Genomic DNA, 22,165 nt, shown 5'->3' on the forward strand with positions numbered 1-22,165 from the left:
CCCCGGCACCGATGCCTCGGTGCCGGGGACCTGTCGTGACGCGCTGGGGTTCTGGCTCAGCCCTGCTTGCCGTCGCCCTTGAAGAGCGAGGCGATCAGGTCACGGTTCAACTGGCTGATCGACTCCAGGGGGATGCCCTTGGGGCAGACCTGGGCGCACTCACCGATGTTGGTGCAGCCGCCGAAACCCTCTTCGTCGTGCTGGGCCACCATCGACTTGACGCGCGAGTAACGCTCCGGCTGGCCCTGCGGCAGCATCGCCAGGTGGGTGATCTTCGCCGAGGTGAACAACATCGCCGAGCCGTTGGGGCACGCCGCCACACAGGCGCCGCAGCCAATGCAGGTGGCGTTGTCGAAGGCGAGGTCCGCCTGCCGCTTCGGAGCCGGCACCGAGTGGGCCTCCGGCGCCGATCCGGTGTTGGCGGAGATGAACCCCCCGGCCTGGATGATCCGGTCGAAGGCCGACCGGTCGACGACCAGGTCCTTGATGACGGGGAAGGCCCCCGCCTTCCAGGGCTCGATGTCGATGGTGGCCCCGTCGGCGAACGAGCGCATGTGCAGCTGGCAGGTGGTGGTGTGCTGGCCACCGTGGGCGAGGCCGTTGATCACGACCCCACACATCCCGCAGATGCCCTCACGGCAGTCGTGGTCGAAGGCCACGGGCTCCTCGCCACGCTCGGTCAGGTGCTCGTTCAACAGGTCGAGCATCTCGAGGAACGACATGTCCTGACTGACCCCGTCGAGCGGGTAGGTGACCATGCCGCCGGGTGCGTCGGCCTTGGCCTGACGCCAGATACGCAGTGTGACCTTCACTTGTAACTCCGTTGCTTGAGCTCGATGGCCTCGTAGACCAGAGGTTCCTTGTGCAGGACGGGCTTGCTGGCCTCACCGCCCCATTCCCAGGCGCCGACGTAGAGGTACTCGTCGTCGTGTCGCAGAGCCTCGCCGTCCTCCGTCTGGCTCTCGCCACGGAAGTGTCCGCCACACGATTCGCGACGGTGCAGGGCGTCGATGCACATCAGCTCGCCGAGCTCGAGGAAGTCGGCGAGACGACCGGCACGTTCGAGGGTCTGGTTGAAGTCCTCGTTCACCCCGGTGACCTTGACGTTGGTCCAGAACTCCTGCTTGAGGGCGCGGATCTTCTCGATCGCCGTCTTCAGGCCGTCCTCCCAACGCTCCATGCCGCAGTACTCCCACATGATGGTGCCGAGTTCCTTGTGCAGGGAGTCCACGGTGCGGGTGCCGTTGATCGACAGCAACTTCTCGATGCGACCCTTCGCTGCGGCAAGGGCCTCAGCGGCGGCCGGGTGGGAGTCATCGATCTTGTCGAACGGTGCGCCCGCCAGGTAGTCGTTGATGGTGTTGGGCAGGACGAAGTAACCGTCGGCCAGCCCCTGCATCAGCGCCGACGCGCCGAGGCGGTTCGCCCCGTGGTCGGAGAAGTTGGCCTCCCCGGCCACGTACAGACCCGTGATCGACGACTGCAGGTCGTAGTCGACCCACAGTCCGCCCATGGTGTAGTGAACCGCCGGGTAGATGCGCATCGGCACCTCGTAGGGGTTCTCACCGGTGATCTGGGCGTACATGTCGAAGAGGTTGCCGTACTTCTTCTCGACGGCGTCCTTGCCGAGTCGTCCGATGGCCTCGGCGAAGTCGAGGTAGACACCGCGACGCATCTCGCGCTCGTTGCCGTCGTGGTCACGCTCCTTGACCGCAGGGCCCACTCCTCGTCCCTCGTCACACATGTACTTCGCCTGACGGGAAGCGATGTCACGAGGCACCAGGTTCCCGAAGCTGGGGTAGATGCGCTCCAGGTAGTAGTCGCGATCCTCCTCAGGAATCTCGCGGGGGTCCTTGGCGCAGTCCTCGGCCTTCTTGGGCACCCAGATGCGTCCGTCATTGCGCAGCGACTCAGACATCAGCGTCAGCTTCGACTGGGTCTCGCCGTGCACCGGGATGCAGGTGGGGTGGATCTGCGTGTAGCACGGGTTCGCGAAGTACGCACCCTTGCGGTGGGCCCGCCAGGAGGCGGTCACGTTGCAGCCCATGGCGTTGGTCGACAGGAAGAACACGTTGCCGTAGCCACCGGTGGCGAGCACCACGGCATCGGCGTAGTGGGCCTCGATGCGGCCGGTGACCATGTCACGGGTGACGATGCCACGGGCACGACCGTCGACCACGATCAGTTCGACCATCTCGTGGCGGGTGTGCATCTTGACGGTGCCCGCCGCGACCTGACGCTCGAGGGCCTGGTAGGCGCCGATCAGCAACTGCTGACCGGTCTGGCCGCGGGCGTAGAACGTGCGCTGCACCTGAACGCCACCGAACGAGCGGGTGTCGAGCAGACCGCCGTACTCGCGGGCGAAGGGGACACCCTGGGCCACGCACTGGTCGATGATGTTGGCGCTCACCTCGGCGAGGCGGTGCACATTGGTCTCGCGGGAGCGGTAGTCGCCGCCCTTGACGGTGTCGTAGAAGAGACGGTGCACCGAGTCGCCGTCGTTGCGGTAGTTCTTGGCCGCATTGATGCCACCCTGGGCAGCGATCGAGTGGGCACGTCGGGGGCTGTCCTGGTAGCAGAAGTTGAGGACGTTGTAGCCCGCCTCACCCAGGGTGGCCGCCGCTGCACCACCGGCGAGGCCGGTGCCCACGATGATGACCGTCAACTTGCGACGGTTGGCGGGGTTGACCAGCTTGGCCGAGAACTTGCGCGCCTCCCACATCTTGTCGATGGGCTGGCTCAGGTCGGCCTTGGTGTCGGCGATGTCGTCGCCCTGCGTCCAGTAGTCGGTGGCCGCCGGGGCAGCGGAGTCGGGTGACGACTGCGATCCCGTCTCGGGGGTCATCGATTCGGCATCGGCCTCGACCAGGGTCTGGGCCTCGGTCTGGGGAAGTTCGCTCATTTTCCAATCACCTCGAACAGGATCAGCACCGGCGGAATCATGAAGCCCAGGAACAGGCCCACGGAGATCACGTACGCGACGGCCTTCAGCACCTTGCGGGAAGCGGCCGAGACCTGCACACCCAGCGTCGCCAGGGCGCTCCAGACGCCGTGCCACAGGTGCATGCACACCGCACCCATCGCGATGGCGTAGATCAGCACGACCCACCACTGCGAGAAGCCGGCGAGAACCCGGTCATAGGGCTCGAGGGTGCTCACGCCCGAGGCGTAGCCGAACTTCAGCACCTGGGCGGTGTACTGCAGGATGTGCATGATCACGAACAGCACGATGATGATGCCGCCCCAGATCATGGTGCGGGCCGCGTAGCTCTTCTCCATGTTCCGCTTGACCACGTACCGCGACCCGCCGGTGTTGGCAGCGGCGCGGACGCGCAGCTTGAAGGCCGAGTACATGTGCAGGAAGACCGAGAGCAGCAGCACGATCCGGAAGATCCAGAGGAAGACCGTGTGCGGGATGGCCGGGTAGCCGAAGTCGCGCAGCCAGTGGGAGTACGCGTTGAACTCCTTGCCGTCATCCGGCAGGAGCATCTTGAAGTTGCCGAACATGTGTGCGAGCAGGAAGCCGACCAGTAGCAAGCCAGTGATGGCCATGACGGCCTTCATTGCCACCGTGGACCGGACTGCTCTCTGGTGAGTTGTCAGTGTTGTCGCCACGCACAGCACCTTAGCCACATGGCTCCCGGGAGTGAACCGACGCCCCCGGGTAATCGGCCCAACCGCGACATTTCGACAGTTGCGCTCCGACTAGGGGAAATATGCCAACTGGAACGTTTCGTTATTGGGTGGGGTCCAGCAGGTCAGGACGACGCCGCCTGGTCAGCTCGAGGGCCTGCTCACGGCGCCACGCGGCGATTCGTCCGTGGTGGCCGCTCATCAGCACCTCGGGCACCTCCAGACCGCGCCAGCTCGCAGGCTTGGTGTAGACGGGGTACTCCAGCAGACCGTCCTGGCCCTCGGAGTGGGACTCCTCGTCGAGGCTCGCCGGGTTGCCGATCACCCCCGGGATCAGCCGGACGATGGCCTCGACCATCGCCAGCACCGCGACCTCGCCACCGTTGAGCACGTAGTCACCCAGGCTGATCTCTCGCACCTGAGCCCGACTGGAGGCGTGGTCGAAGACACGGCGGTCGATGCCCTCGTAGCGTCCGCAGCAGAACAGCAGCCGGGGGTGGCCGGACAGTTCCTGGGCCATCGCCTGCGTGAACCGGTCACCCGACGGGGTGGGCACGATCACGGTCGGGGGTTGGTCGTCGTCGATCAGCGCGTCGAAGGCCTCGCCCCACGGTTCGGGCTTCATCACCATGCCGGCTCCCCCTCCGTAGGGGGTGTCGTCGGTGGTGTGGTGCCGGTCGTGGGTCCACTGGCGCAGGTCGTGCACGCCCAGGTCGAGCAGCCCCGAACCGATCGCCTTGCCCACCAACGACAGCTGCAGCGGGGCGAGGTAGTCGGGGAAGATCGTGACCACGTCGATCCGCTGGACAGCGGTGGGTCCGACGGGCGCGTTCTGGTTCATGACTGCCCGCCGGCGACCTCGGCCTGATCGTCCAACAAGCCGGGGATCGGGCGCACGCTCAGCGTTCCCGCGGTGAGGTCGACCGTGGGAACCAGGTCGAGCACGAAGGGAACGAGCCGTTCGGTGCCGTCGGCGTCGATGGCCAACAGGTCCTGTTCGGGCAGGTGGACGACATGGGTCACTCGTCCGATCTCGTCGCCCTCGGTGGTGAGGGCCAGCAGTCCGACCAGTTGGCGGTCGTAGTACTCCCCCTCGTCGGTGGGCACCTCGTCGGCGGGCACCTGGACGGACAACTCGGCGCCCCGCAGGGCCTCGGCGGCGCTGCGGTCGGCCACCTCGGCGAAGGTCACCAACAGCCGTCCCGAGTGCCAGCGGACGTCGTCAACCGTCAACGGACGTCGCCTGCCCTCCCGGTCGGTGGCCGTCAGGGTGGATCCTTCGGCGAATCGCCGTTCGGGCTCGTCGGTGCGCACGTCGATGGTGACGTCACCGCGAATGCCGTGGGCGCGTCCGATCGCACCGACGGTGACCTCGATCAGGTCGGCCATGGTTCCTCCAACGGGGGTGGATGTGAGCGTTGCCCCGCACCTGGTGGGTGCGGGGCAACGGTCAGGTCTGGTCGCCGGTCAACCGGCGTCGGCGGCGCAGGGTCAGGAACGGAAGCCGGGGCGGCGGTCGACGTCGACGAAGTCGACCCGAACCTGGTCCCGCCCCGCCAAGGCGGCGATCACGGTACGCAGCGCCGTGGCGGTGCGACCTTGGCGTCCGATCACCTTGCCGATGTCGTCGGGGTGCACGCGCACCTCGAGCATGCGACCTCGGCGCAGTTCCTTGTCCTTGACCCGCACGTCGTCGGGGTTGCCGACGATGCCGCGGACGAGGTGCTCCAGGGCTTCCTGCAGCACGCTCAGGCCTCGGTGTTCTCGGCCTCAGCGGCGGGGGCCTCAGCGGGTGCCTCGTCCTTGGCCTTCTTCTTCGAGATCGCGTCGGTGCTCGGCTCGCCGTCGGCCTCGGCCAGGGCTGCGTTGAAGAGGTCGAGCTTCGACTTCTTCTCGGGAGCGACCTCGATGCCGGAGTCGGACTTCTCGCCGGTGAACTGCTGCCAGTCACCCGAACGCTTGAACAGGGCGACGACGGCCTCGGTCGGCTGGGCGCCGACACCGAGCCAGTACTGGGCACGCTCGGAGTTGACCTGGATCACCGAGGGGTCGTTCTTCGGGTGGTAGAGCCCGATCTCCTCGATGGCCTTGCCGTCGCGCTTGGAGCGCGAGTCGATCACGATGATGCGGTAGTGGGGCGAGCGGATCTTGCCGAGTCGCTTCAGACGAATCTTGGTAGCCACGTGTGTGGTGTCTCCTGTGGAAGAGCCGCAGGGTTGCGGCGGGCGGTTGAACCCCGCCGGTCACGTGTGGGGCACGCGCCTCTGGGTTCGGTTGTCCAGCGCCGACACGTTGAGAGGGCATGTCGGCACAGATGCATCCGACATTCTGCCACGGACCACCCCCGCAGGCGAAACTCCCCGTTCCGGCCGGTCGGCTCGACGTTCGCCAGCTCGGGGCTCGTTCATGGACGCTCAGCGGGTCAGGACGACCCGGCCACGCAGTATGACTAGCTTGGGGTGGTGCACCACGGACAGGTCCTCGAGCGGGTTGGCGTCGTAGACGACGAGGTCGGCGCTGGCTCCGTGCTCGATGCCCGGACGACCCAGCCATTGACGGGCCCGCCATGAGGCGGCCCCCAGGGCGAACTCCGCATCGCCCAGGTGGGCCAGTTGCCCCACCTCGTGGGCGATCAGACCATGGGCCATCTGACCACCGGCATCCGTGCCCGCGAAGATGGGCACCCCGGCCTCACGCGCCTTGCCGAGCACCTCGTAGCGGGTGGCGAACAGCTGGCGCATGTGCGCGGCATACGTGGGGAACTTCGCCTCCCCCGCTGCGGCGAAGTCGGGAAAGTTCTGCAGGTTGACCAAGGTGGGCACCAGGGCCACCTGCCTGGCCACCATCTGGTCGATCACCTCGTCGCTGATGCCCGTGCCGTGCTCGATGCCGTCGATCCCGACGTCGACGAGGTCGGCCACGGACTGCTCCTCGAAGCAGTGGGCCGTCACCCGGGCCCCCAACTCATGGGCACGCTTGATGGCCTGCCTCGCCACCTCCTTGGGCCACAGCGGAGCGAGGTCACCGACCTCGCGGTCGATCCAGTCTCCGACCAACTTGATCCATCCGTCGCCCCGGGCCACCTGTCTCTCGACGGTGGCCACCAACTCGTCGGGGTCGACCTCTTCGGCGAAGTTGCGGATGTAGCGCTTGGGGCGAGCAATGTGCCGCCCCGCGCGGATGACCCGGGGCAGGTCGTCCCGGTCGTCGATCCAGTGGGTGTCGGCCGGGGAACCAGCATCGCGGACGAGCAACGTGCCGGCGTCACGATCGGTCAGCGCCTGCGTCTCGGCTTCGTCCCTGCCGACGGCACCGGCGTGGTTGAGACCGATGTGGCAGTGCGCATCGACCAGTCCGGGGAGGATCCAGCAGCGGCCGGACACGGTGGTGGCGTCGGCCACCGGTTCGAAGCTGAGCAACCCGTCGACGATCCACAGGTCGCGCTCCACCCCTTCGGGCAGTACGACACCGCGCAGGTGGAGGCGACCGGGGTCGACACTGGTGTGGTGGTGGCCGTCGGCGGCGTGGCTGTGGCCACCGGGTCCGTGACTGTGGAGGCCGTCGCCGTGGTCGTGGAACAGTTGTGCACCGTCGGCGTCCAGGTCGTGCGGGGCGTGGCTGTGGGTCATGCCACGATCCAAGCACACAGCGCGGCGGGGGCGACGGCAGGGGTGGTCCCCGCCGGGTGGCTCAGCGAGGACCCTTGTTGCCCTGGTTGAACATCTTCTGCAGTTCGGGCGGCAACTGGAAGTCCTGCATGGCCTGGTTGAGCTCGGCGGCGGTGGGCGTCTTGCCGGCACCGAAGGCGGCACCCGGGGCGCCCGACGGTGCGGCGGGGGCGTCCTGCGGCTGACGCCTGGCCTTGGCTGCCTTGCCCTTCTGGCCCTTCTTGGCCTGCTGTTTCGCGGGACGACGCTGGGCTCCGCCGCCCATGCCGGGCATACCGCCGCCGAGCATCGGTGCCATGGACTGCATCATCTTGCGGGCCTCGACGAAACGGGTGACCAGCTGGTTCACGTCGCGGACTTCGACACCGGCTCCCTTCGCGATGCGTGAGCGCCTCGAACCGTTCAGGATGGCGACGTCAGCCCGCTCGCCCGGTGTCATCGAGTAGATGATCGCCTCGATGCGGTCGACCTCCTTCTCGTCGATGTTGGCGATCTGGTCCTTCATCGCCCCCATGCCGGGCAGCATGCCGAAGATCTTCGACAGCGGGCCCATCTTGCGCATCTGCTGCATCTGCGACAGGAAGTCCTGCAGACCGAACTCGCCGCGGCCGCCCAGCAACTTGTCGGCGGCGGCCTTGGACTGTTCGGCGTCGAAGGTCTTCTCGGCCTGCTCGATGAGGGTGAGCATGTCGCCCATGCCGAGGATCCGGCTCGCCATGCGGTCGGGGTGGAAGACGTCGAAATCCTGGAGTTGCTCACCGTTCGAGGCGAACATGATGGGACGACCGATCACCCGGGCGATCGACAGGGCTGCGCCGCCGCGGGCGTCACCGTCGAGCTTGGTGAGCACGACCCCGTCGAAGCCGACGCCCTCGTTGAAGGCAAGGGCGGTGTTGACGGCGTCCTGTCCGATCATGGCGTCGACCACGAACAGGGTCTCGTCCGGTTGCACGGCGGCACGGATGTCGGCTGCCTGCCGCATCAGCTCGGCGTCGATCCCGAGTCGTCCGGCGGTGTCGACGATCACCACGTCGAACTGGCGGCGTCTGGCCTCCTCGATCGACTGCCGCGCCACCTCGATGGGGTCACCGACACCGTTGCCGGGCTGCGGGGCGAACACGTGCACGCCCGCCCGCTCACCGACCACCTGCAGCTGGTTGACGGCGTTGGGACGCTGCAGGTCGGCGGCGACGAGCAGGGGTGAGTGCTTCTCGTCCTTGAGCCACTTGGCCAACTTGCCCGCCAGGGTCGTCTTCCCGGCGCCCTGCAGGCCGGCCAGCATGATGACGGTCGGCGGGTTCTTGGCGAAGCGGATGGTGCGCGTCTCGCCGCCGAGGATGTGGACGAGTTCCTCGTCGACGATCTTGATGATCTGCTGGGCGGGGTTGAGCGCCTGGTGCACCTCGGAGCCGCGCGCCCGCTCCTTCACGGCGGCAATGAAGTCCTTGACCACCTGCAGGTTGACGTCGGCCTCGAGCAGCGCGATGCGGATCTCGCGCGCCGTGGCGTCGATGTCGGCCTCGGTCAACCGACCCTTGCCGCGCAGCCCCTTGAAGGTGGCGGCAAGGCGGTCCTGCAGTGTGTCGAACACAAGTCATCCCATCGTCGTGGTTCTCACCCGTCGGTCAAGGATAGACGTCCGGCGTGCTCAGTCTCACAGCCCCATCGTGGCGAGCCAGGTCAGACTGGGCACGAACAGGGGTAGGTAGGTGCCGAAGTTGTGGCCCCCACCCTTGATCAACTGGAAGGCGACCCCGGGAGTGGTGCGGGCCACCTTGTGGAAGTTCCTGCCGTCGGCGGTCTCGGCCGTCGGCTTCAGCGGCCCCCATGACTGGTTGTCAGCCGTCGACATCACGTTCAACAGGGGCAACTGCCGGACCTTCTTGCTCCTGACCATCGCTGTTACGTCATTCGCCTCGCGGGTGGCGACGGGGTCGGCGAGCAGCGAGGGCGTGTCGAACAACGGATGGTAGTAGGGGGCGAGAGCGGCTCCCCCGCCGTAGACGTCTGGGTGCTTGGCCACCATCAGGGCGGTGCAGAAGCCACCGGTGCTCCAGCCCGACATGAACCACCGGTGATGGTCCTCGGTGACCCTGAACTGGCTGGCGATCGCGGCGGGGAGTTCGGTGGACAGAAAGGTCTCCTGCCGGGCTCCCCTGACGTCCACGCACTCCGAGTCGACCCCGGTGGTGACACTCCCACCGACGTGCACGGCGATGAACGGGGTGGCCTTCCCGCCATCGATCAGACCCGAGTAGAGGCTGGGCGCATCCAACAACGTTGCGAACTTGGGGCCCGACATGTGCAGTCCACCCACCATCACCACCACGGGGAACCGACGGTCGTGCTGGGAGGGCTCGAAGTAGGCGGCGGGCAGGTAGACCTCCCCGGTGGAGTAGTCGGGGCTGGAGTCGGGCAGGTGCATGGTCACCATCTCGCCGCCCGGGTGGGGATTGTCGGCCGAGATGGCGATGCGCTCGACCGGCACCGGGGCGCCGACAGGTTTGGCCTGGGTGAGCTTCTCGACCTGACCGGGGACCCCGAACAGGTCGTCCCACGTGGCGAAGAACTCGTAATGTCGGTTCACCAGCACGAACACGGCCGACACTGCGACCAGTTGGCACAGCACGACGAGCAGCACCCGGGCCAGGCGTGGCCACCACGTCGATCCGGTGAGGAACAGCGCAGCCAGCGGGAGCAGAACTGCGGCGGCGACCGCGATGACGGCGAGCGGGGCCCCGGTGAGTTCCATCATGGCGTCAATCTATGTGCGCCACCCAAGACGACGCCGGGTGCCGCCGGGCTCACCGACGGGGCACGGGTTCACTCCCCCAGCAGTCCCGCGACGAACCCTTCTGCCTCGAACGGGGCCAGGTCGTCAGCGCCCTCACCGAGCCCGATCAGCTTGACGGGTACCTTGAGTTCGCGCTGCACCTGCACGACGATGCCGCCCTTGGCCGACCCGTCGAGCTTGGTGAGCACGATGCCGGTGACATCCACCACCTCGGCGAAGATGCGAGCCTGGACCAGCCCGTTCTGTCCGGTGGTCGCGTCGAGCACGAGCAACACCTCGGTGACCGGCGCCTTCTTCTCGATCACCCGCTTGACCTTGCCCAGTTCGTCCATCAGACCGGTCTTGGTGTGCAGGCGCCCGGCGGTGTCGACGATGACGGTGTCGACCCCGGCGTTGACACCCTGGGCGACGGCGTCGAAGGCCACCGACGCCGGGTCGGCGCCCTCGGGGCCCCGAACCGTCTCGACCCCGACACGTTCACCCCACGTCGTGAGCTGCTCGGCGGCCGCCGCACGGAAGGTGTCGGCGGCTCCCAGCAGCACCGTCTTCTGCTCGGCCACGAGTACCCGGGCCAGCTTGCCCACGGTGGTGGTCTTGCCGGTCCCGTTCACACCCACCACCATGACGACTCCGGGATTGCCGTCGGCACCCTCGACGTGCAGGGTGCGATCGAGGGTCGGGTCGACGAGCCGGACGAGTTCCCGGCGCAGGGTGGCCTTGGCCTGGGCGGGGTCGGCCACCCCGTCGATCGCCATCGCCTGCCGCAGGTGAGTGGTCAGTTCCGTGGTGGGCCCCACGCCCAGGTCAGAGCTGATCAGTGTCATCTCGAAGTCGTCCCACGTCTCGTCGTCGATCCGGTCGCGACTCAGCAGGTCGGCCAGGCCACGAGCGAGGGCATTGTTCGAGGTGGCCAGTCGGCGGCGGAGTCGTGCCAGTCGAGAGGTGGGGGCCTCGATCGTCTCCAGTTCGGGGGCGGAGGTCGCGGCAGTGGGCGCTTCGACCGGGGGCGCCTCCTCGGTTGGCGCCTCGACGGTGGGTGGGGCGGGCCGGGTCTCCGGCTCGGCCTCCGGGGCCTCGACCTCGGGGGTCGGCACGACCGGGGGCAGCTGTCGGCGCTCGCGAAGCGCGACGACGATGCCGACGGCCGTGGCCGCCAGCACCACACCGAGAATGATCCAGAAGATGAACGTCAGGTCTGTGGGCACGCCCTCATCCTAGGGCGACGCGCCGCGGGCCCCTCCCGGGAGGGTGCGATCGGCCCGGTGGGCCGGTGGGACGACCCGAGGGATTCGCCGGTCGTTCAGTTGCCGGTGCGGGCCACCAGCTGCGCGAACTTGGCGGGGACCTCGGCCTCACCGTTCAGGTGCCGACCGGCCTCTGCGAGCTGACCACGCAGGCCCGCGTCGGCGACAGAGGTGCGACGCAGTCCGAGCGCCACCATCAGGGCGACGACGGAGGCGACGACGACGGCCAGGGTGACGACAATGGCAGCGGCAAGAGTCACCGGGGTTCCTTCCAGACAAGCTGTGGGCAGGGCGTGGGCGCAGGGGCCACCCCGGGTCGAACTCGACCGGCCGCGAAGGCTGGGGCATGTCGTCCTGGGGAAGCGCCATCGCTGGCACCATTGTGCCTCGCCGGCCAAGAGTTCCCGCTGCGACACGAGGGCGGAACGGCCGGGGCCGACCAAGGTGTCCGCCAAGGGTCCTCGACAAGGTCGGGGACCACTGTCGTCGCGGAGCCCAGACCGGTCAGGCCTCAGCCAACTCCCGTAGTCGCTGCGAGACCACGGTCGACACCCCGTCGCCGCGCATGGTGACACCGTAGAGGGCGTCGGCGATCTCCATCGTCCGTTTCTGGTGGGTGATCACGAGCAGCTGGGAGTTCTCCCTCAGCTCCTCGTAGATGCCCAGCAGCCGCCCTAGGTTCGTGTCGTCCAGAGCGGCCTCGACCTCGTCGAGGATGTAGAAGGGGCTGGGCCTGGCCATGAACAGGCTGACGAGGAAGGCGACGGCGACCAGCGACCGCTCCCCACCCGACAGCAGCGACAACCGCTTCACCTTCTTGCCCGCCGGACGAGCCTCGACCTCGATCCCGGTGGTCAGCCACTGGCCGGGGTCCGTCAGCACCAGGCGGCCCTCACCTCCGGGGAACAATCGCGCGAAGACGTGCTCGAAGGCCTGCTCGACGTCGCGGTAGGCCTCAGCGAACACCTGCTCGACTCGCGCATCCACCTCGTCGATGATGTCGTTCAGATCTGTACGGGTGCGCTTGAGGTCGTCGAGTTGCTCGGCCAGGAACTGGTGGCGCTCCTGCATGGCGTCGAACTCCTCCAGCGCCAACGGGTTGACCCGTCCCAGCAGCTCGAGGTTGCGGGTGGCCGCTCGCAGGCGCTTCTCCTGCGTCTCGCGCTCGTAGGGCACCGGGTCGGGAGCCGGCTCGTCGTCGGCGGGATCCACGGGTCGCCCGTCTGGGTGGACGAGCACCGGAACGGGTTGGTCGGGGCCGAACTCGGTGACCAGCACGTCGGAGGCGAGACCCAGCTCGGCCATCGCCTTCTCCTCGAGCTGCTCGATGCGCATGCGCAACTCGATCCGGTTGAGCTGCCCGCGGTGAGCACCCTGCACCACTTCGTCCAGTTGTCTGCCCGCGTCCCGGGCTGCACGTCTGGCGACCCCGAGGGCTGCCTCGGCACGCTGACGTGACTCCTCGGCAGCAGCACGTTCTTCGGTGGCCGTCTCTCGGGCCAGTTCAACCTGTCCGACCAGCCACTGGGCGGCTTCGTGCACGCACCGGGCAGCGCCAGCCTCCCGGCGGAGCTGCTCTGCGCGAGCGAGGGCTTTTGCGCGGGCCTGGCGCTCGTTCGAGGCGGCCCTCGACAGCGAATCGGCCCTGCCGGCCAACGCCTTGGCCTTCTCCTCAGCGGTGCGGAGAGCCAGGCGCGCCTCGAGCTCCGACTGCCGGGCCAGTCTGGCCTCGGCGGCCCGGGTGTCCCGGGTGGTCGGGTCGGGTTCGACCAGTTCCTCTTCGCTGGACGCCAGCTGAAGACGCTGCTGGAGCTCGACCAATGTCTGTTCGTCGCTGCCGCGTGAGGCAGTCGCCTGCTCGATCGACTGGGAGAGGCGTTCGGCCTCGGCCCTGGCCTCACGTTGCCGCTGCGACAGGGAACCCAGTTGCTCGGTCACCGCCGACAACTGGGCATCGGACTCGTGCAGGCGGTCGAGCAATGACTCCGCCTCGGTCGTCGCCGCCGCCAACTGCTCGCCCGCCCGCTGCATTGCGAAGGCCTCGCGTTCCGCCTCGTGGGTGACCGTTGCCAGGGACGCCTCGGTCTCATCGACTGCGGCCTGCAACTCGATCAGTCCTGGCTGGCGACCCGACCCACCCGCCGCGTACCAGCGGGCGACCACGTCGCCCTCCCGCGTGACCGCCGTGACCGCCGGCAGGGCACCCACCAGTGAGCGGGCTGCCGCCAGGTCGTCCACCGCGGCCACCCGGTCGAGCAGTCGGGTGAACGAGCCCACGAGCGCGTCGTCCACGGTGATCAGGTCGACCAACCAGGTGGCGTCCTGGGGCAACGGCGGCCATGCCGAACGGTCAGCGTCGGCGCCGCCGACGAGCAGTCCTGCGCGTCCGAGGTCCTCGTCCCTGAGGTGGACGACGGCGTCGACGGCCGCCTCGACGCCACTCACGGCGACACCCTCGCTCATCTGCCCGAGGGCTGCCGACACGGCCGCCTCCCAACCCGGCGCAACAGTGAGCAGGGCCGCCACGTGGCCGATGACACCAGTGACGGCATCTCCAGCAGCCATCAGGGCGGCGTGGGCGTCCTTGCGCTCGAGGCCCAGGCGCAGCGCCTCGAGCCGGGCCTGATGGGAGTGTCGTTGTTGGGTCAGCTGTGCGATTCGTTCCCGTAGGTCGTCGACCACCCGCTGACGATCGTCGACTTCCTCCGCCGCGCGCTCATACGCGACGTCGAGCCCCGACTCCCCGTCGGAAAGACCCGCCAACTGCTGCTCCAGACGGGCGTACTCCGTGCGGGCCGCGTCGGCGCGGTGGGTCGCCTCCTGTCGGCGTGTAACCAGCCGCGAGATCTCCTCGGACGAGGCCTGCAGGCGCGACTGCATGGCGTTCACCTGCCCCGCCAGCCGTGCGACCCCTTCGCGTCGATCGGCGATCGCTCGCAACTGCGCGTTCCAGGCGCGATCAGCCTCCGCCTGGGCCGCCTCGGCCCCCGTCCTGCGGGTGGTCGCCAAGGTGAGCTGATCGGTCAGCCTGCTGACCTCCTCACGCAGGGACGACTCCTCGTCGCGAACCTGCCTGGCCTCGATCTCGAGGGTCTCGGGGTCGCGTCCACCGCGGCCCAGCTCGGGCTGAGCGTCCGCGTTGCGCATCCGTTCGGCCGCGATCGACATGGTCGTCTGAAACCGCTCCCGCAGTGCGGCCAGTGCGTACCAGTTCTCCTGGGCGGCGGCCAGACGGGGGCTGGCCTCCGCCACCGCCTGTTCGGCCTGCGCCTCGGCTCGCTGGGCGCGCTGGTGGGCGAGTTCAGCGGCCTGTTTGGCCTGCTCGGCGGCCTGCTCGTCGGCGAGGTCGGACGCGAGGGCCTCCTGCAGCTGATGGAGATCGTCGGCGAGCAGTCGGGCGCGGGAGTCGCGCACCTCCGCCTGGATGAGGGCCGCCTTGCGCGCCACCTCGGCCTGCCTGCCCAAGGGTTTGAGCTGGCGTCGGATCTCTGAGATGAGGTCGTTGAGTCGGTGCAGGTTGGCGGCGGTCGACTCGAGCTTGCGCAGCGCCTTCTCCTTGCGCTTGCGGTGTTTGAGCACACCCGCTGCCTCTTCGATGAAGCCTCGCCTGATCTCGGGAGTCGCCTGCAGGATCGTGTCGAGTTGGCCCTGACCGACGATGACGTGCATCTCGCGGCCGATCCCCGAGTCCGACAGCAGGTCCTGCACGTCGAGCAGTCGGGCTGGGTCGCCGTTGATGGCGTACTCCGAACCCCCGGAACGGAACATGGTGCGCGAGATCGTGACCTCGGTGTAGTCGATCGGAAGGGCCCCATCGCTGTTGTCGATGGTGAGCACCACCTCCGCGCGCCCTAGGGGCGCCCGTCCCGAGGTGCCCGCGAAGATGACGTCCTCCATCTTGCCGCCGCGCAGGCTCTTGGCTCCCTGTTCGCCCATCACCCAGCTCAGGGCATCGACCACGTTGGACTTGCCCGACCCGTTGGGGCCGACGACGCAGGTCACGCCGGGTTCGAAGTTCAGGGTCGTGGCCGAGGCGAAGGACTTGAACCCTCGCAGGGTGAGCGACTTGAGGTACATCAGCTGCCCGTGGTCTCGATCTCCCGGTCTGTTCCGGTGACCACCTCGGGCACCGGTGGAACCGTGGCGAGCTCGGGGTGGTGACCGCGGACGGCGCGGAAGGTCCAGACCTTGTTGACCAGGAAGTTGATGGGCATGGTCACCACGATGGTCAGCAACTGGGCCCAGTACTCGCGGGAGTGGATGCCCTTGGTCTCGTTGAAGAACGGGTCGGGCAGGTAGACCGCCGAGCCGGGGTGGGTGAACGCCGTCAGGATGAACAGTCCGACCGCCGCAGCCACGCTGCCCACTGCCAGGAACGGCCAGAACTCGTGCCACCAGGTCGAGTGCCTCGACGACTTGAAGGTCCAGGACCGGTTCAGCTGGAAGTTCCACAGGTTGGCGACCAGGAAGGCAACGATCCACACGACGTGTCGGAAGCGCACGTGGAAGTCGGTGCCCGGAATCGGCCAGACGGGGTCGTTGCCGTGCTGGGTGCCTCCGTGGAGCTTGTGCATCACCACCGCCACGGCGAGGTTGACGACCACCCCGCTGCCACCGACGATGCCGAATCGGACGAACTGGCGCAGGGTTCGCCACAGCCGGGAACTCATGGTCATAGGACGCTCACGATAGCTGGGCGGCCCCGGCGGGGAACAGTGACCCGGCTGTGCGGGGCCTCAGACAGCCCGTCGGCGCCGCGGGCGGGGCTGGCAGACGGGGCAGGAGAACGAACTCCGATTGGCGAAGGCTTCCCGAACGATCGGGGCTCCGCACCTGTCGCAGGGCTGACCCTCGCGCCCGTAGGCATGGAGTGAGCGGGCGAAGTAACCCGATTCGCCGTTCACGTTGACGTACAGGGCGTCGAAGCTCGTGCCGCCGGCCGACAAGGACTCGGCCATCACCACGCGACCGTGGTCCAGCAGGTCTCGCAGCGCCGTGAGGGTCATGCGGTCACCGGTGCGCAGGTGGTGGAAGCCGGCTCGCCACAGCGCCTCGTCCGCGTAGATGTTCCCGAAGCCCGAGACGATCGTCTGGTTCAGCAACAGGCTCTTGACACCCGAGACCGAGCGCTTCATGCGCCGGACGACACTGTCGGCGTCGAAGAGGGGGTCGAACGGGTCCCGGGCGACATGGGCGGCTTCGGCAGGCACCTCGTCGGCGGGGTGGGTGGCGTCGCCCGGGTCCATCGGCGATATCGACAGTCCACCGAACATGCGTTGGTCGACGAACCGCAACTGGCGACCGTCGTCCAGGTCGATCAACACCCTGGTGTTGCGCACCAGGGGCGCAGCGGGATCGTCGACCCTGAACTGACCGCTCATGCCGAGATGGGCCATCAGCGCCTCACCGCCCGTCAAGGGCAACCACAGGAACTTGCCGCGGCGTCCGGGCCTGCCGAAGGTGCGGCCGTGCAGGCGGTGGGCGAAGTCATCGGGTCCGGCCAGATGGCTGCGGACCGGACGGGGATGCAGCACCGTGACCCCGGTGATGGTGCGGCCGGTTGCCACCGCGTCGAGGCCGCGGCGCACCGACTCGACCTCGGGAAGTTCGGGCATGGCGACTCAGCTGCTGATGGCCGGGGTGTTGAGGGCCAGATAGGCGAGCCGGGCGGCCCCGATCTCGGCCTCACGCTTGGATCGTCCGGTGGCCACGGGGTGGGTGGTCTCGTGGATGACGGCGGCAGCGGAGTACTGACGGTTGTGGTCGGGTCCGGTCTCGGTCACCTCGTACTGCACCGTCCAGCCGCTGCGGGCGGCCAGTTCCTGCAGGGAGGTCTTCCAGTCCAGTCCGGCGCCCATGGTGCTGGCCTGGTCGGCGATCGGCACGAACAGGTGCCGGACGAGCCGTTCGACTGTCTCCCGGGTTCCCGACAGCAGGGCAGCCCCGATCAACGCCTCCATGGTGTCGGCAAGGATCGAGGTCTTGTCGTCGCCACCGGTGGCGATCTCCCCCTTGCCCAGCTTGATCAGGGGACCCAACTGCAACCCTCGGGCGACGTCGGCGAGGGTGTTGGCGTTCACCGTGGCGGCGCGAATCTTCGCCAGACGGCCCTCGGGCTCGTCCGGGTACGCAACGTAGAGGTGCTCGGTGACCACCACTCCCAACACGGCGTCGCCGAGGAACTCGAGGCGCTCGTTGTTGGCCACGCCGCCGTTCTCGTACGCCCAGGAACGATGGGTCAGGGCAAGCTCAAGGAGCTGAGCGTCCATCGGGACACCCAGCTCCTGGAGCAGCTCAGTGAAGCGGCTCGTCACCGCTGGCGCGCTCAGGCCTCGAGAACCTGGCGACGCTCACCCTTGGGGCCGTACTGGCCGCAGGCGGGGCAAGCGGTGTGCTGCAGGTGGGGCTGACGGCATGCCGGGTTCACACAGGTCACCACGTTGACCGCAGCGGCCTTCCACTGCGAACGGCGGTGGCGCGTGTTGCTGCGGGACATCTTCCGCTTGGGAACTGCCACGGTCTTCTCCTCATGAATCACCCGGCTGGGTGCCGGACGGGGTCAAAACTCAGTTGTCGTCGGTGTCGACGCGGAGGAGGGTCGACCACCGGGGGTCGACCTGTTCTCCATGCGTGTGTTCGGGATCGTCGTTCAGGTTGGCACCACAGATGGTGCACAGACCGGCGCAATCCTCCCGGCACAGCGGGGTGAACGGAAGATCGAGCACCACTGCATCCCGCAGCGCGGGTTCGAGGTCGATCCGTTCGTCGACCACGAAGGTGGCATCCTCATCCGCCTCGCGGTCGGGATGCACGAACAACTCCTCCAAGTCGAAGGACGCCTCGTCCTCCAACGGAGTGAGGCAGCGCGAGCACTCACCGGCCAACTCGACGTCAGCGGTTCCGGACACCCAGATCCCCTCGACCACCGACTGGAGGCGAAGCTCCAAGGCGATCGGGGAGCCCTCGGGCACCCGCATCATCTCGACCCCCAGGTCCGCCGGAGCGGGCACCGAACGCGAGATCTCCTTCATCGTGCCGGCTTGCCTGCTCATCTCGTGGACGTCGAAGACCAACGGTGAACGGGCATCTGCGGAACGCGACAGGGAGTTCACGACCGAACCTCCTCATGGCAGCCTGACGGTGTCAATGACCGAGGGACAACTCTACCGTCTCCCGTGACTGGCGACCAAACCGACCAGACCCGTCACCTGGAGCCGCCGATCCCCACAAACTCTCGCCGTTCGGACACACTCCCCCTGACTCCGCCCCCGTTCCAGCGCGAGAGTTTGCCCCGAGCGTGAGAGTTTGGCGGCCGGGCAGCTGCGGACGCTCACCGCGCAGCCCTGCGCTCCGCCATCCGTTCGACCAGCGCATCGTTCACGTCGGGGCTGAGGAACATGGAGACGTCGCCGCCGAATGAGGCGACGTTGCGGATCAGGGTCGACGAGATCGTCCCGAACTCCCGGCCACCGGGCAGGAGCACCGTCTCGATGCCACCCACGGTGTGGTTGACGTGGTGCATCTGCAGTTCGTAGTCGAAGTCGGAGCCGAAACGTAGACCCTTCACTACCACGGGTGCGTCGTGCTCCCGACAGAAGTCGACGAGCAGACCGTCGATCACGCCGACGGTGACGGCCGGGAACTCGGTCATCGCCTCCCGGCAGAGCGCGAGTCGTTCGTCCAGGGTGAACAGGGTCGACTTGGTCGAGTTGGTGCCGATGGCCACGATCACCTCATCGAACAGCCTGGCCGCCCGCCGGATGATGTCGACGTGACCGAGGGTGATGGGGTCGAAGGTGCCGGGACAGACGGCCTTCATGGGGTCTCCTGGGTTGCTGGTGGGGAGGGCTCTGTGGCGTCTGCGGCTTCGAGCGGGGCGATCCACACCAGGGTGGTCTCGCCGTAGGGGCGGGTCCAGGTCTCACAACCGGCGAGCTGGGGCACGGACGACCGTCGGGCGCGTTCGACCACCATGACACCGTCGGGGAGCAACCATTCGTCCCGCACCCGGGCGAGCAGGTCCTCCAGGTGGTCAGTGGGTAGGGAGTAGGGAGGATCGGCCCAGGCGACGTCGAACCGGTGAGGAGGGGTGCCGGCGAGGTACGTCTCGGCCTTGGCCGCGCGCACGGTCACGTCGAGTCCCACGTCCTTGGCGTTGCGCTGGATGAGGTGGGCGGTGCGGGCATCGGACTCCACGAGGACGACCGGACCCGCTCCCCTGCTCGCGGCCTCCAGGCCCACGCCCCCCGAACCAGCGAACAGGTCGAGGAAGGCGAGACCCGACAGGTGTGTCTGGGCGGGTCCGTCACCGGTGCCGTTCCACGCTGCCAGGGACGAGAAGAACGCCTCCCGGACCCGGTCGGTGGTCGGACGGGTCCTGTCCCCGGCGGGCGTCTGCAACCGGCGGCCCCCGGCTCGTCCGGCGATGATGCGGCTCATGCTCGCTCCAGCCAGTCACCGGCGGCGTCGAGTTCGGCCTGGGTGACGATGTCGTTGAGGTGGGGGTTGGTTGCGTCGGGATCGTCGGCCACCAGCTTGGCTGCGATGTCGCGGCAGGTGACGATGAGGTCGGCATGTTCCAGCACGCGGATCAGTCGCAGGGTCGAGCGGGTGCCCGACTGGTTGGCCCCCAGCACGTTGCCCTCCCGCCGCGCCGCCAGGTCGGCCTCGGCCAGCAGGAATCCGTCGCGGGTTCCGGCCACGGCGTCGAGACGGGTGCGGGCTGGGGAGTCGGGCCGAGCATGGGTGAGCAGCAGGCACAGGCCGGGGTGCTCGCCTCGTCCGATGCGCCCGCGCAGCTGGTGCAGCTGACTGATCCCGAAGCGATCGGCGTCCATCACGACCATCACCGACGCATTGGGCACGTTGACCCCGACCTCGATCACCGTCGTCGCCACCAGCACGTCGATCTCGCCGGCCGCGAACCGGCCCATCACCTCGTCCTTGTCGGTGGCACTCATCCGACCGTGGAGCATGCCGACCGAGAGTCCCTTCAGGGCGCCGGACGAGAGCTCGGCGTACAGGTCCTCGACCGCCACCGGAGGGACCGGTGCTGGGTCCTCGTCCACGGTCATCTCGTCGGGCACGTCCTCGCGTTGGGCAGCGGTGATCGTCGAGCAGACGACGAAGGCCTGCCTGCCGCCGGCCACCTCCTCGGTCACCCGCTGCCAGGCCCGCTCGACCCAGGCGGGGTTCGCGCCGGCATCGACGACAGTGGTCTGCACGTCGCTTCGTCCGGCGGGGATCTCGGTGAGCAGGCTGGTCTCCAGATCACCGAAGACCGTCATCGCGACGGAGCGTGGGATCGGGGTGGCCGTCATCACCAGCACGTGCGGGCTGAGTTCGGCCTTCTGGGTCAGGGCAGACCGTTGTTCGACGCCGAAACGGTGCTGCTCGTCGACCACCACCAGGCCCAGGTCGGCGAACTGCACGCGGTCCGCGAGCAGGGCGTGGGTGCCGATCACGATGCCTGCCTCACCACTGGCAGCTGCGAACAGGGCGCGTTTGCGCTCGGCGGCGGACTGGGACCCCGTCAGCAGGACGACCTGGGTGGCCTCGTCCGGGGCCCCGAGCACCCGGCCCTGGCCGAGGTCGCCCAGGAGGTCGATGATGGTGCTGAGATGCTGGGCGGCGAGCACCTCGGTGGGTGCCAGCAGCGCTGCCTGGTGTCCGGAGTCGACCGCGGCGAGCATGGCCCGCAGCGCCACCAAGGTCTTGCCCGAGCCCACCTCTCCCTGCAGCAGTCGCTGCATGGGCACCTCGCGGGCGAGGTCGTCGAAGATCTGGGACGACACCTCGAGTTGCCCACGGGTGAGTGCGAACGGCAGGCGACGGTCGAAGGCCGTGAGCAGTCCGCCGTCGCGCGACGTCAGCACCGGTGCGCGCAGGTGGGTGTTGTCGGCGCGTCGTCGTGCCATCACCAGTTGCAGGGCGAGCGCCTCGTCGAACTGCAGGCGCTCGAGGGCGCGCGCTGCCTCCTCCTTGGTGGAGGCGCGGTGGACGCCGGTGTAGGCAGCCTGCAGGGTGGGCAGGTCGGTCTCCTCCAGCACCCAGGCGGGCAGCGGTTCGGACAGGTCGCCGATGCTGTCGAGCACCAGGTCGATGGTGGCGCCGATCGTCCACGTGGGGAGTTTGGAGGTGGCGGGGTAGAGACCCACCAGTCCCGATCGGGTCACCTGTTCGGCGATCTCGGCGGCCTGGTCGGCCTTGCCGACGACCTTGCCGCTGGAGTCGAACATGACGAAGGTGGGGTGGGCCAACTGGAGGTTGCCGTTGAAGGTGCTGACCTTGCCGACGAAGATGCCCCTGGTCGCCGCCTTCAGGTTCATGGCCCAGTACGCGCAGTGGTGCTTCTTGCCGAAGAAGGTCGCGGTCACCCGTCCGCTGCCGTCGGTGAGCGTCGCCTCAATGCGCATTCGGGGCTCCTGCCCGAGTGGGCCCCGGACGTCGGCCACCTCAGCGATGATGGCCACCTCCTCGCCGACGGGGAGGTCACGCAGGTCGGAGTTCTCGGTGCCCAGCAGGTAGCGCCGGGGCACATGCCTCAGGAGGTCTCCGACGGTGCGGACCTTGAGGGCTGCGAACGCCTTCGCCGACTTCTCGCCGATCACCTTGGCGACGGGCTGGTTGAGCCGCGCGAAGGTGGTGGTCTGCCAGCGAGTCACATCAGGGAGCGTATCGGCAGGTCGTGACAGTTTCGCCCCACCAACCCGCGGCGGCGCACCTCACCGGTCACGTCGACCCGGGGGTGGGCACAGCAGAAGGCCCGCTCCCCGGGGAGCGGGCCTTCGATGCAGTACAGGACGCGCGTGGTGACCGTGGTCACG

The 22,165-nt window shown here is 68.1% G+C and carries 22 protein-coding genes; all 22 read right to left on the minus strand.

Annotated features, from left to right (window positions below; all coding sequences use genetic code 11):
• Nucleotides 1-56 precede the first annotated feature (56 nt).
• Nucleotides 57-812, minus strand: coding sequence for a succinate dehydrogenase/fumarate reductase iron-sulfur subunit (locus QQZ11_RS00225; protein ID WP_022909885.1), 756 nt, complete (start codon nucleotides 810-812; stop codon nucleotides 57-59).
• Nucleotides 809-2,845 carry a fumarate reductase/succinate dehydrogenase flavoprotein subunit gene (locus QQZ11_RS00230; RefSeq protein ID WP_284550111.1) on the minus strand — a complete coding sequence of 679 codons (2,037 nt, stop codon included), beginning with the start codon at nucleotides 2,843-2,845 and terminating at the stop codon, nucleotides 809-811. Before QQZ11_RS00230 ends, QQZ11_RS00225 begins: the two co-directional genes overlap by 4 nt.
• A gap of 53 nt (nucleotides 2,846-2,898) precedes the next feature.
• The gene (locus QQZ11_RS00235; RefSeq protein WP_022909883.1) at nucleotides 2,899-3,552 is read right to left on the minus strand and encodes a succinate dehydrogenase cytochrome b subunit; all 654 of its coding nucleotides are present in this window, start codon (nucleotides 3,550-3,552) and stop codon (nucleotides 2,899-2,901) included.
• Between the two features lie 184 nt (nucleotides 3,553-3,736).
• Nucleotides 3,737-4,474 (minus strand): tRNA (guanosine(37)-N1)-methyltransferase TrmD, encoded by a 738-nt coding sequence (gene trmD / locus QQZ11_RS00240; RefSeq protein ID WP_022909882.1) that lies wholly within the window; start codon nucleotides 4,472-4,474, stop codon nucleotides 3,737-3,739.
• Nucleotides 4,471-5,022 (minus strand): ribosome maturation factor RimM, encoded by a 552-nt coding sequence (gene rimM, locus QQZ11_RS00245; protein ID WP_284548060.1) that lies wholly within the window; start codon nucleotides 5,020-5,022, stop codon nucleotides 4,471-4,473. The genes trmD and rimM overlap by 4 nt, the downstream gene beginning before the upstream one ends.
• Before the next feature lie 102 nt (nucleotides 5,023-5,124).
• Nucleotides 5,125-5,379, minus strand: coding sequence for an RNA-binding protein (locus QQZ11_RS00250; protein WP_284548061.1), 255 nt, complete (start codon nucleotides 5,377-5,379; stop codon nucleotides 5,125-5,127).
• A gap of 2 nt (nucleotides 5,380-5,381) precedes the next feature.
• A complete protein-coding gene (gene rpsP, locus QQZ11_RS00255; RefSeq protein WP_022909879.1) occupies nucleotides 5,382-5,816 on the minus strand; it encodes a 30S ribosomal protein S16 in 435 nt (144 codons plus the stop codon).
• Nucleotides 5,817-6,047: 231 nt separating this feature from the next.
• Nucleotides 6,048-7,235, minus strand: coding sequence for an amidohydrolase family protein (locus QQZ11_RS00260; protein ID WP_446698821.1), 1,188 nt, complete (start codon nucleotides 7,233-7,235; stop codon nucleotides 6,048-6,050).
• Between the two features lie 88 nt (nucleotides 7,236-7,323).
• Entirely contained in the window at nucleotides 7,324-8,892 is a 1,569-nt protein-coding gene (gene ffh / locus QQZ11_RS00265; protein WP_284548064.1) for a signal recognition particle protein, read from the minus strand.
• 63 nt (nucleotides 8,893-8,955) lie between these two features.
• Entirely contained in the window at nucleotides 8,956-10,056 is a 1,101-nt protein-coding gene (locus QQZ11_RS00270; protein ID WP_284548066.1) for an alpha/beta hydrolase, read from the minus strand.
• A 68-nt stretch (nucleotides 10,057-10,124) separates the two neighbouring features.
• Nucleotides 10,125-11,300: a signal recognition particle-docking protein FtsY gene (gene ftsY, locus QQZ11_RS00275; RefSeq protein ID WP_284548068.1), complete on the minus strand. Its 1,176-nt coding sequence runs from the start codon at nucleotides 11,298-11,300 to the stop codon at nucleotides 10,125-10,127.
• Between the two features lie 95 nt (nucleotides 11,301-11,395).
• Nucleotides 11,396-11,599, minus strand: coding sequence for a hypothetical protein (locus tag QQZ11_RS00280; protein ID WP_022909874.1), 204 nt, complete (start codon nucleotides 11,597-11,599; stop codon nucleotides 11,396-11,398).
• 244 nt (nucleotides 11,600-11,843) lie between these two features.
• Complete coding sequence (gene smc / locus QQZ11_RS00285; protein WP_284548070.1) at nucleotides 11,844-15,416, minus strand: chromosome segregation protein SMC; 3,573 nt, start codon at nucleotides 15,414-15,416, stop codon at nucleotides 11,844-11,846.
• Nucleotides 15,416-16,009 carry a GtrA family protein gene (locus tag QQZ11_RS00290; RefSeq protein ID WP_084707701.1) on the minus strand — a complete coding sequence of 198 codons (594 nt, stop codon included), beginning with the start codon at nucleotides 16,007-16,009 and terminating at the stop codon, nucleotides 15,416-15,418. The genes smc and QQZ11_RS00290 overlap by 1 nt, the downstream gene beginning before the upstream one ends.
• Before the next feature lie 66 nt (nucleotides 16,010-16,075).
• Nucleotides 16,076-16,954: a bifunctional DNA-formamidopyrimidine glycosylase/DNA-(apurinic or apyrimidinic site) lyase gene (gene mutM, locus QQZ11_RS00295; protein WP_022909871.1), complete on the minus strand. Its 879-nt coding sequence runs from the start codon at nucleotides 16,952-16,954 to the stop codon at nucleotides 16,076-16,078.
• Nucleotides 16,955-16,960: 6 nt separating this feature from the next.
• A complete protein-coding gene (gene rnc, locus QQZ11_RS00300) occupies nucleotides 16,961-17,608 on the minus strand; it encodes a ribonuclease III (RefSeq protein ID WP_084707700.1) in 648 nt (215 codons plus the stop codon).
• A 56-nt stretch (nucleotides 17,609-17,664) separates the two neighbouring features.
• Nucleotides 17,665-17,856 (minus strand): 50S ribosomal protein L32, encoded by a 192-nt coding sequence (gene rpmF / locus QQZ11_RS00305; RefSeq protein WP_026377862.1) that lies wholly within the window; start codon nucleotides 17,854-17,856, stop codon nucleotides 17,665-17,667.
• A 49-nt stretch (nucleotides 17,857-17,905) separates the two neighbouring features.
• The gene (locus tag QQZ11_RS00310) at nucleotides 17,906-18,451 is read right to left on the minus strand and encodes a YceD family protein (RefSeq protein WP_022909868.1); all 546 of its coding nucleotides are present in this window, start codon (nucleotides 18,449-18,451) and stop codon (nucleotides 17,906-17,908) included.
• Nucleotides 18,452-18,669: 218 nt separating this feature from the next.
• Nucleotides 18,670-19,158: a pantetheine-phosphate adenylyltransferase gene (gene coaD / locus QQZ11_RS00315; RefSeq protein ID WP_284548072.1), complete on the minus strand. Its 489-nt coding sequence runs from the start codon at nucleotides 19,156-19,158 to the stop codon at nucleotides 18,670-18,672.
• The gene (rsmD, locus tag QQZ11_RS00320) at nucleotides 19,155-19,778 is read right to left on the minus strand and encodes a 16S rRNA (guanine(966)-N(2))-methyltransferase RsmD (RefSeq protein WP_284548074.1); all 624 of its coding nucleotides are present in this window, start codon (nucleotides 19,776-19,778) and stop codon (nucleotides 19,155-19,157) included. Before rsmD ends, coaD begins: the two co-directional genes overlap by 4 nt.
• Nucleotides 19,775-22,033 carry an ATP-dependent DNA helicase RecG gene (locus QQZ11_RS00325; protein ID WP_446698822.1) on the minus strand — a complete coding sequence of 753 codons (2,259 nt, stop codon included), beginning with the start codon at nucleotides 22,031-22,033 and terminating at the stop codon, nucleotides 19,775-19,777. The genes rsmD and QQZ11_RS00325 overlap by 4 nt, the downstream gene beginning before the upstream one ends.
• The gene (locus tag QQZ11_RS00330) at nucleotides 22,000-22,164 is read right to left on the minus strand and encodes a hypothetical protein (protein WP_284548077.1); all 165 of its coding nucleotides are present in this window, start codon (nucleotides 22,162-22,164) and stop codon (nucleotides 22,000-22,002) included. The genes QQZ11_RS00325 and QQZ11_RS00330 overlap by 34 nt, the downstream gene beginning before the upstream one ends.
• Nucleotide 22,165: the final 1 nt, after the last annotated feature.

It is taken from the genome of Aestuariimicrobium sp. T2.26MG-19.2B (assembly GCF_950101875.1).
GTDB classification, from domain to species: Bacteria; Actinomycetota; Actinomycetes; order Propionibacteriales; family Propionibacteriaceae; genus Aestuariimicrobium; species Aestuariimicrobium kwangyangense.

Coding starts and splice junctions, on each gene's coding strand:
- QQZ11_RS00230 (WP_284550111.1), bottom strand. CDS start 2,845: ATGACCCCCGAGACGGGATCGCAGTCGTCACCCGACTCCGCTGCCCCG.
- QQZ11_RS00235 (WP_022909883.1), bottom strand. CDS start 3,552: ATGGCCATCACTGGCTTGCTACTGGTCGGCTTCCTGCTCGCACACATG.
- trmD (WP_022909882.1), bottom strand. CDS start 4,474: ATGAACCAGAACGCGCCCGTCGGACCCACCGCTGTCCAGCGGATCGAC.
- rimM (WP_284548060.1), bottom strand. CDS start 5,022: ATGGCCGACCTGATCGAGGTCACCGTCGGTGCGATCGGACGCGCCCAC.
- QQZ11_RS00270 (WP_284548066.1), bottom strand. CDS start 10,056: ATGATGGAACTCACCGGGGCCCCGCTCGCCGTCATCGCGGTCGCCGCC.
- smc (WP_284548070.1), bottom strand. CDS start 15,416: ATGTACCTCAAGTCGCTCACCCTGCGAGGGTTCAAGTCCTTCGCCTCG.
- QQZ11_RS00290 (WP_084707701.1), bottom strand. CDS start 16,009: ATGAGTTCCCGGCTGTGGCGAACCCTGCGCCAGTTCGTCCGATTCGGC.
- mutM (WP_022909871.1), bottom strand. CDS start 16,954: ATGCCCGAACTTCCCGAGGTCGAGTCGGTGCGCCGCGGCCTCGACGCG.
- rnc (WP_084707700.1), bottom strand. CDS start 17,608: ATGGACGCTCAGCTCCTTGAGCTTGCCCTGACCCATCGTTCCTGGGCG.
- coaD (WP_284548072.1), bottom strand. CDS start 19,158: ATGAAGGCCGTCTGTCCCGGCACCTTCGACCCCATCACCCTCGGTCAC.
- rsmD (WP_284548074.1), bottom strand. CDS start 19,778: ATGAGCCGCATCATCGCCGGACGAGCCGGGGGCCGCCGGTTGCAGACG.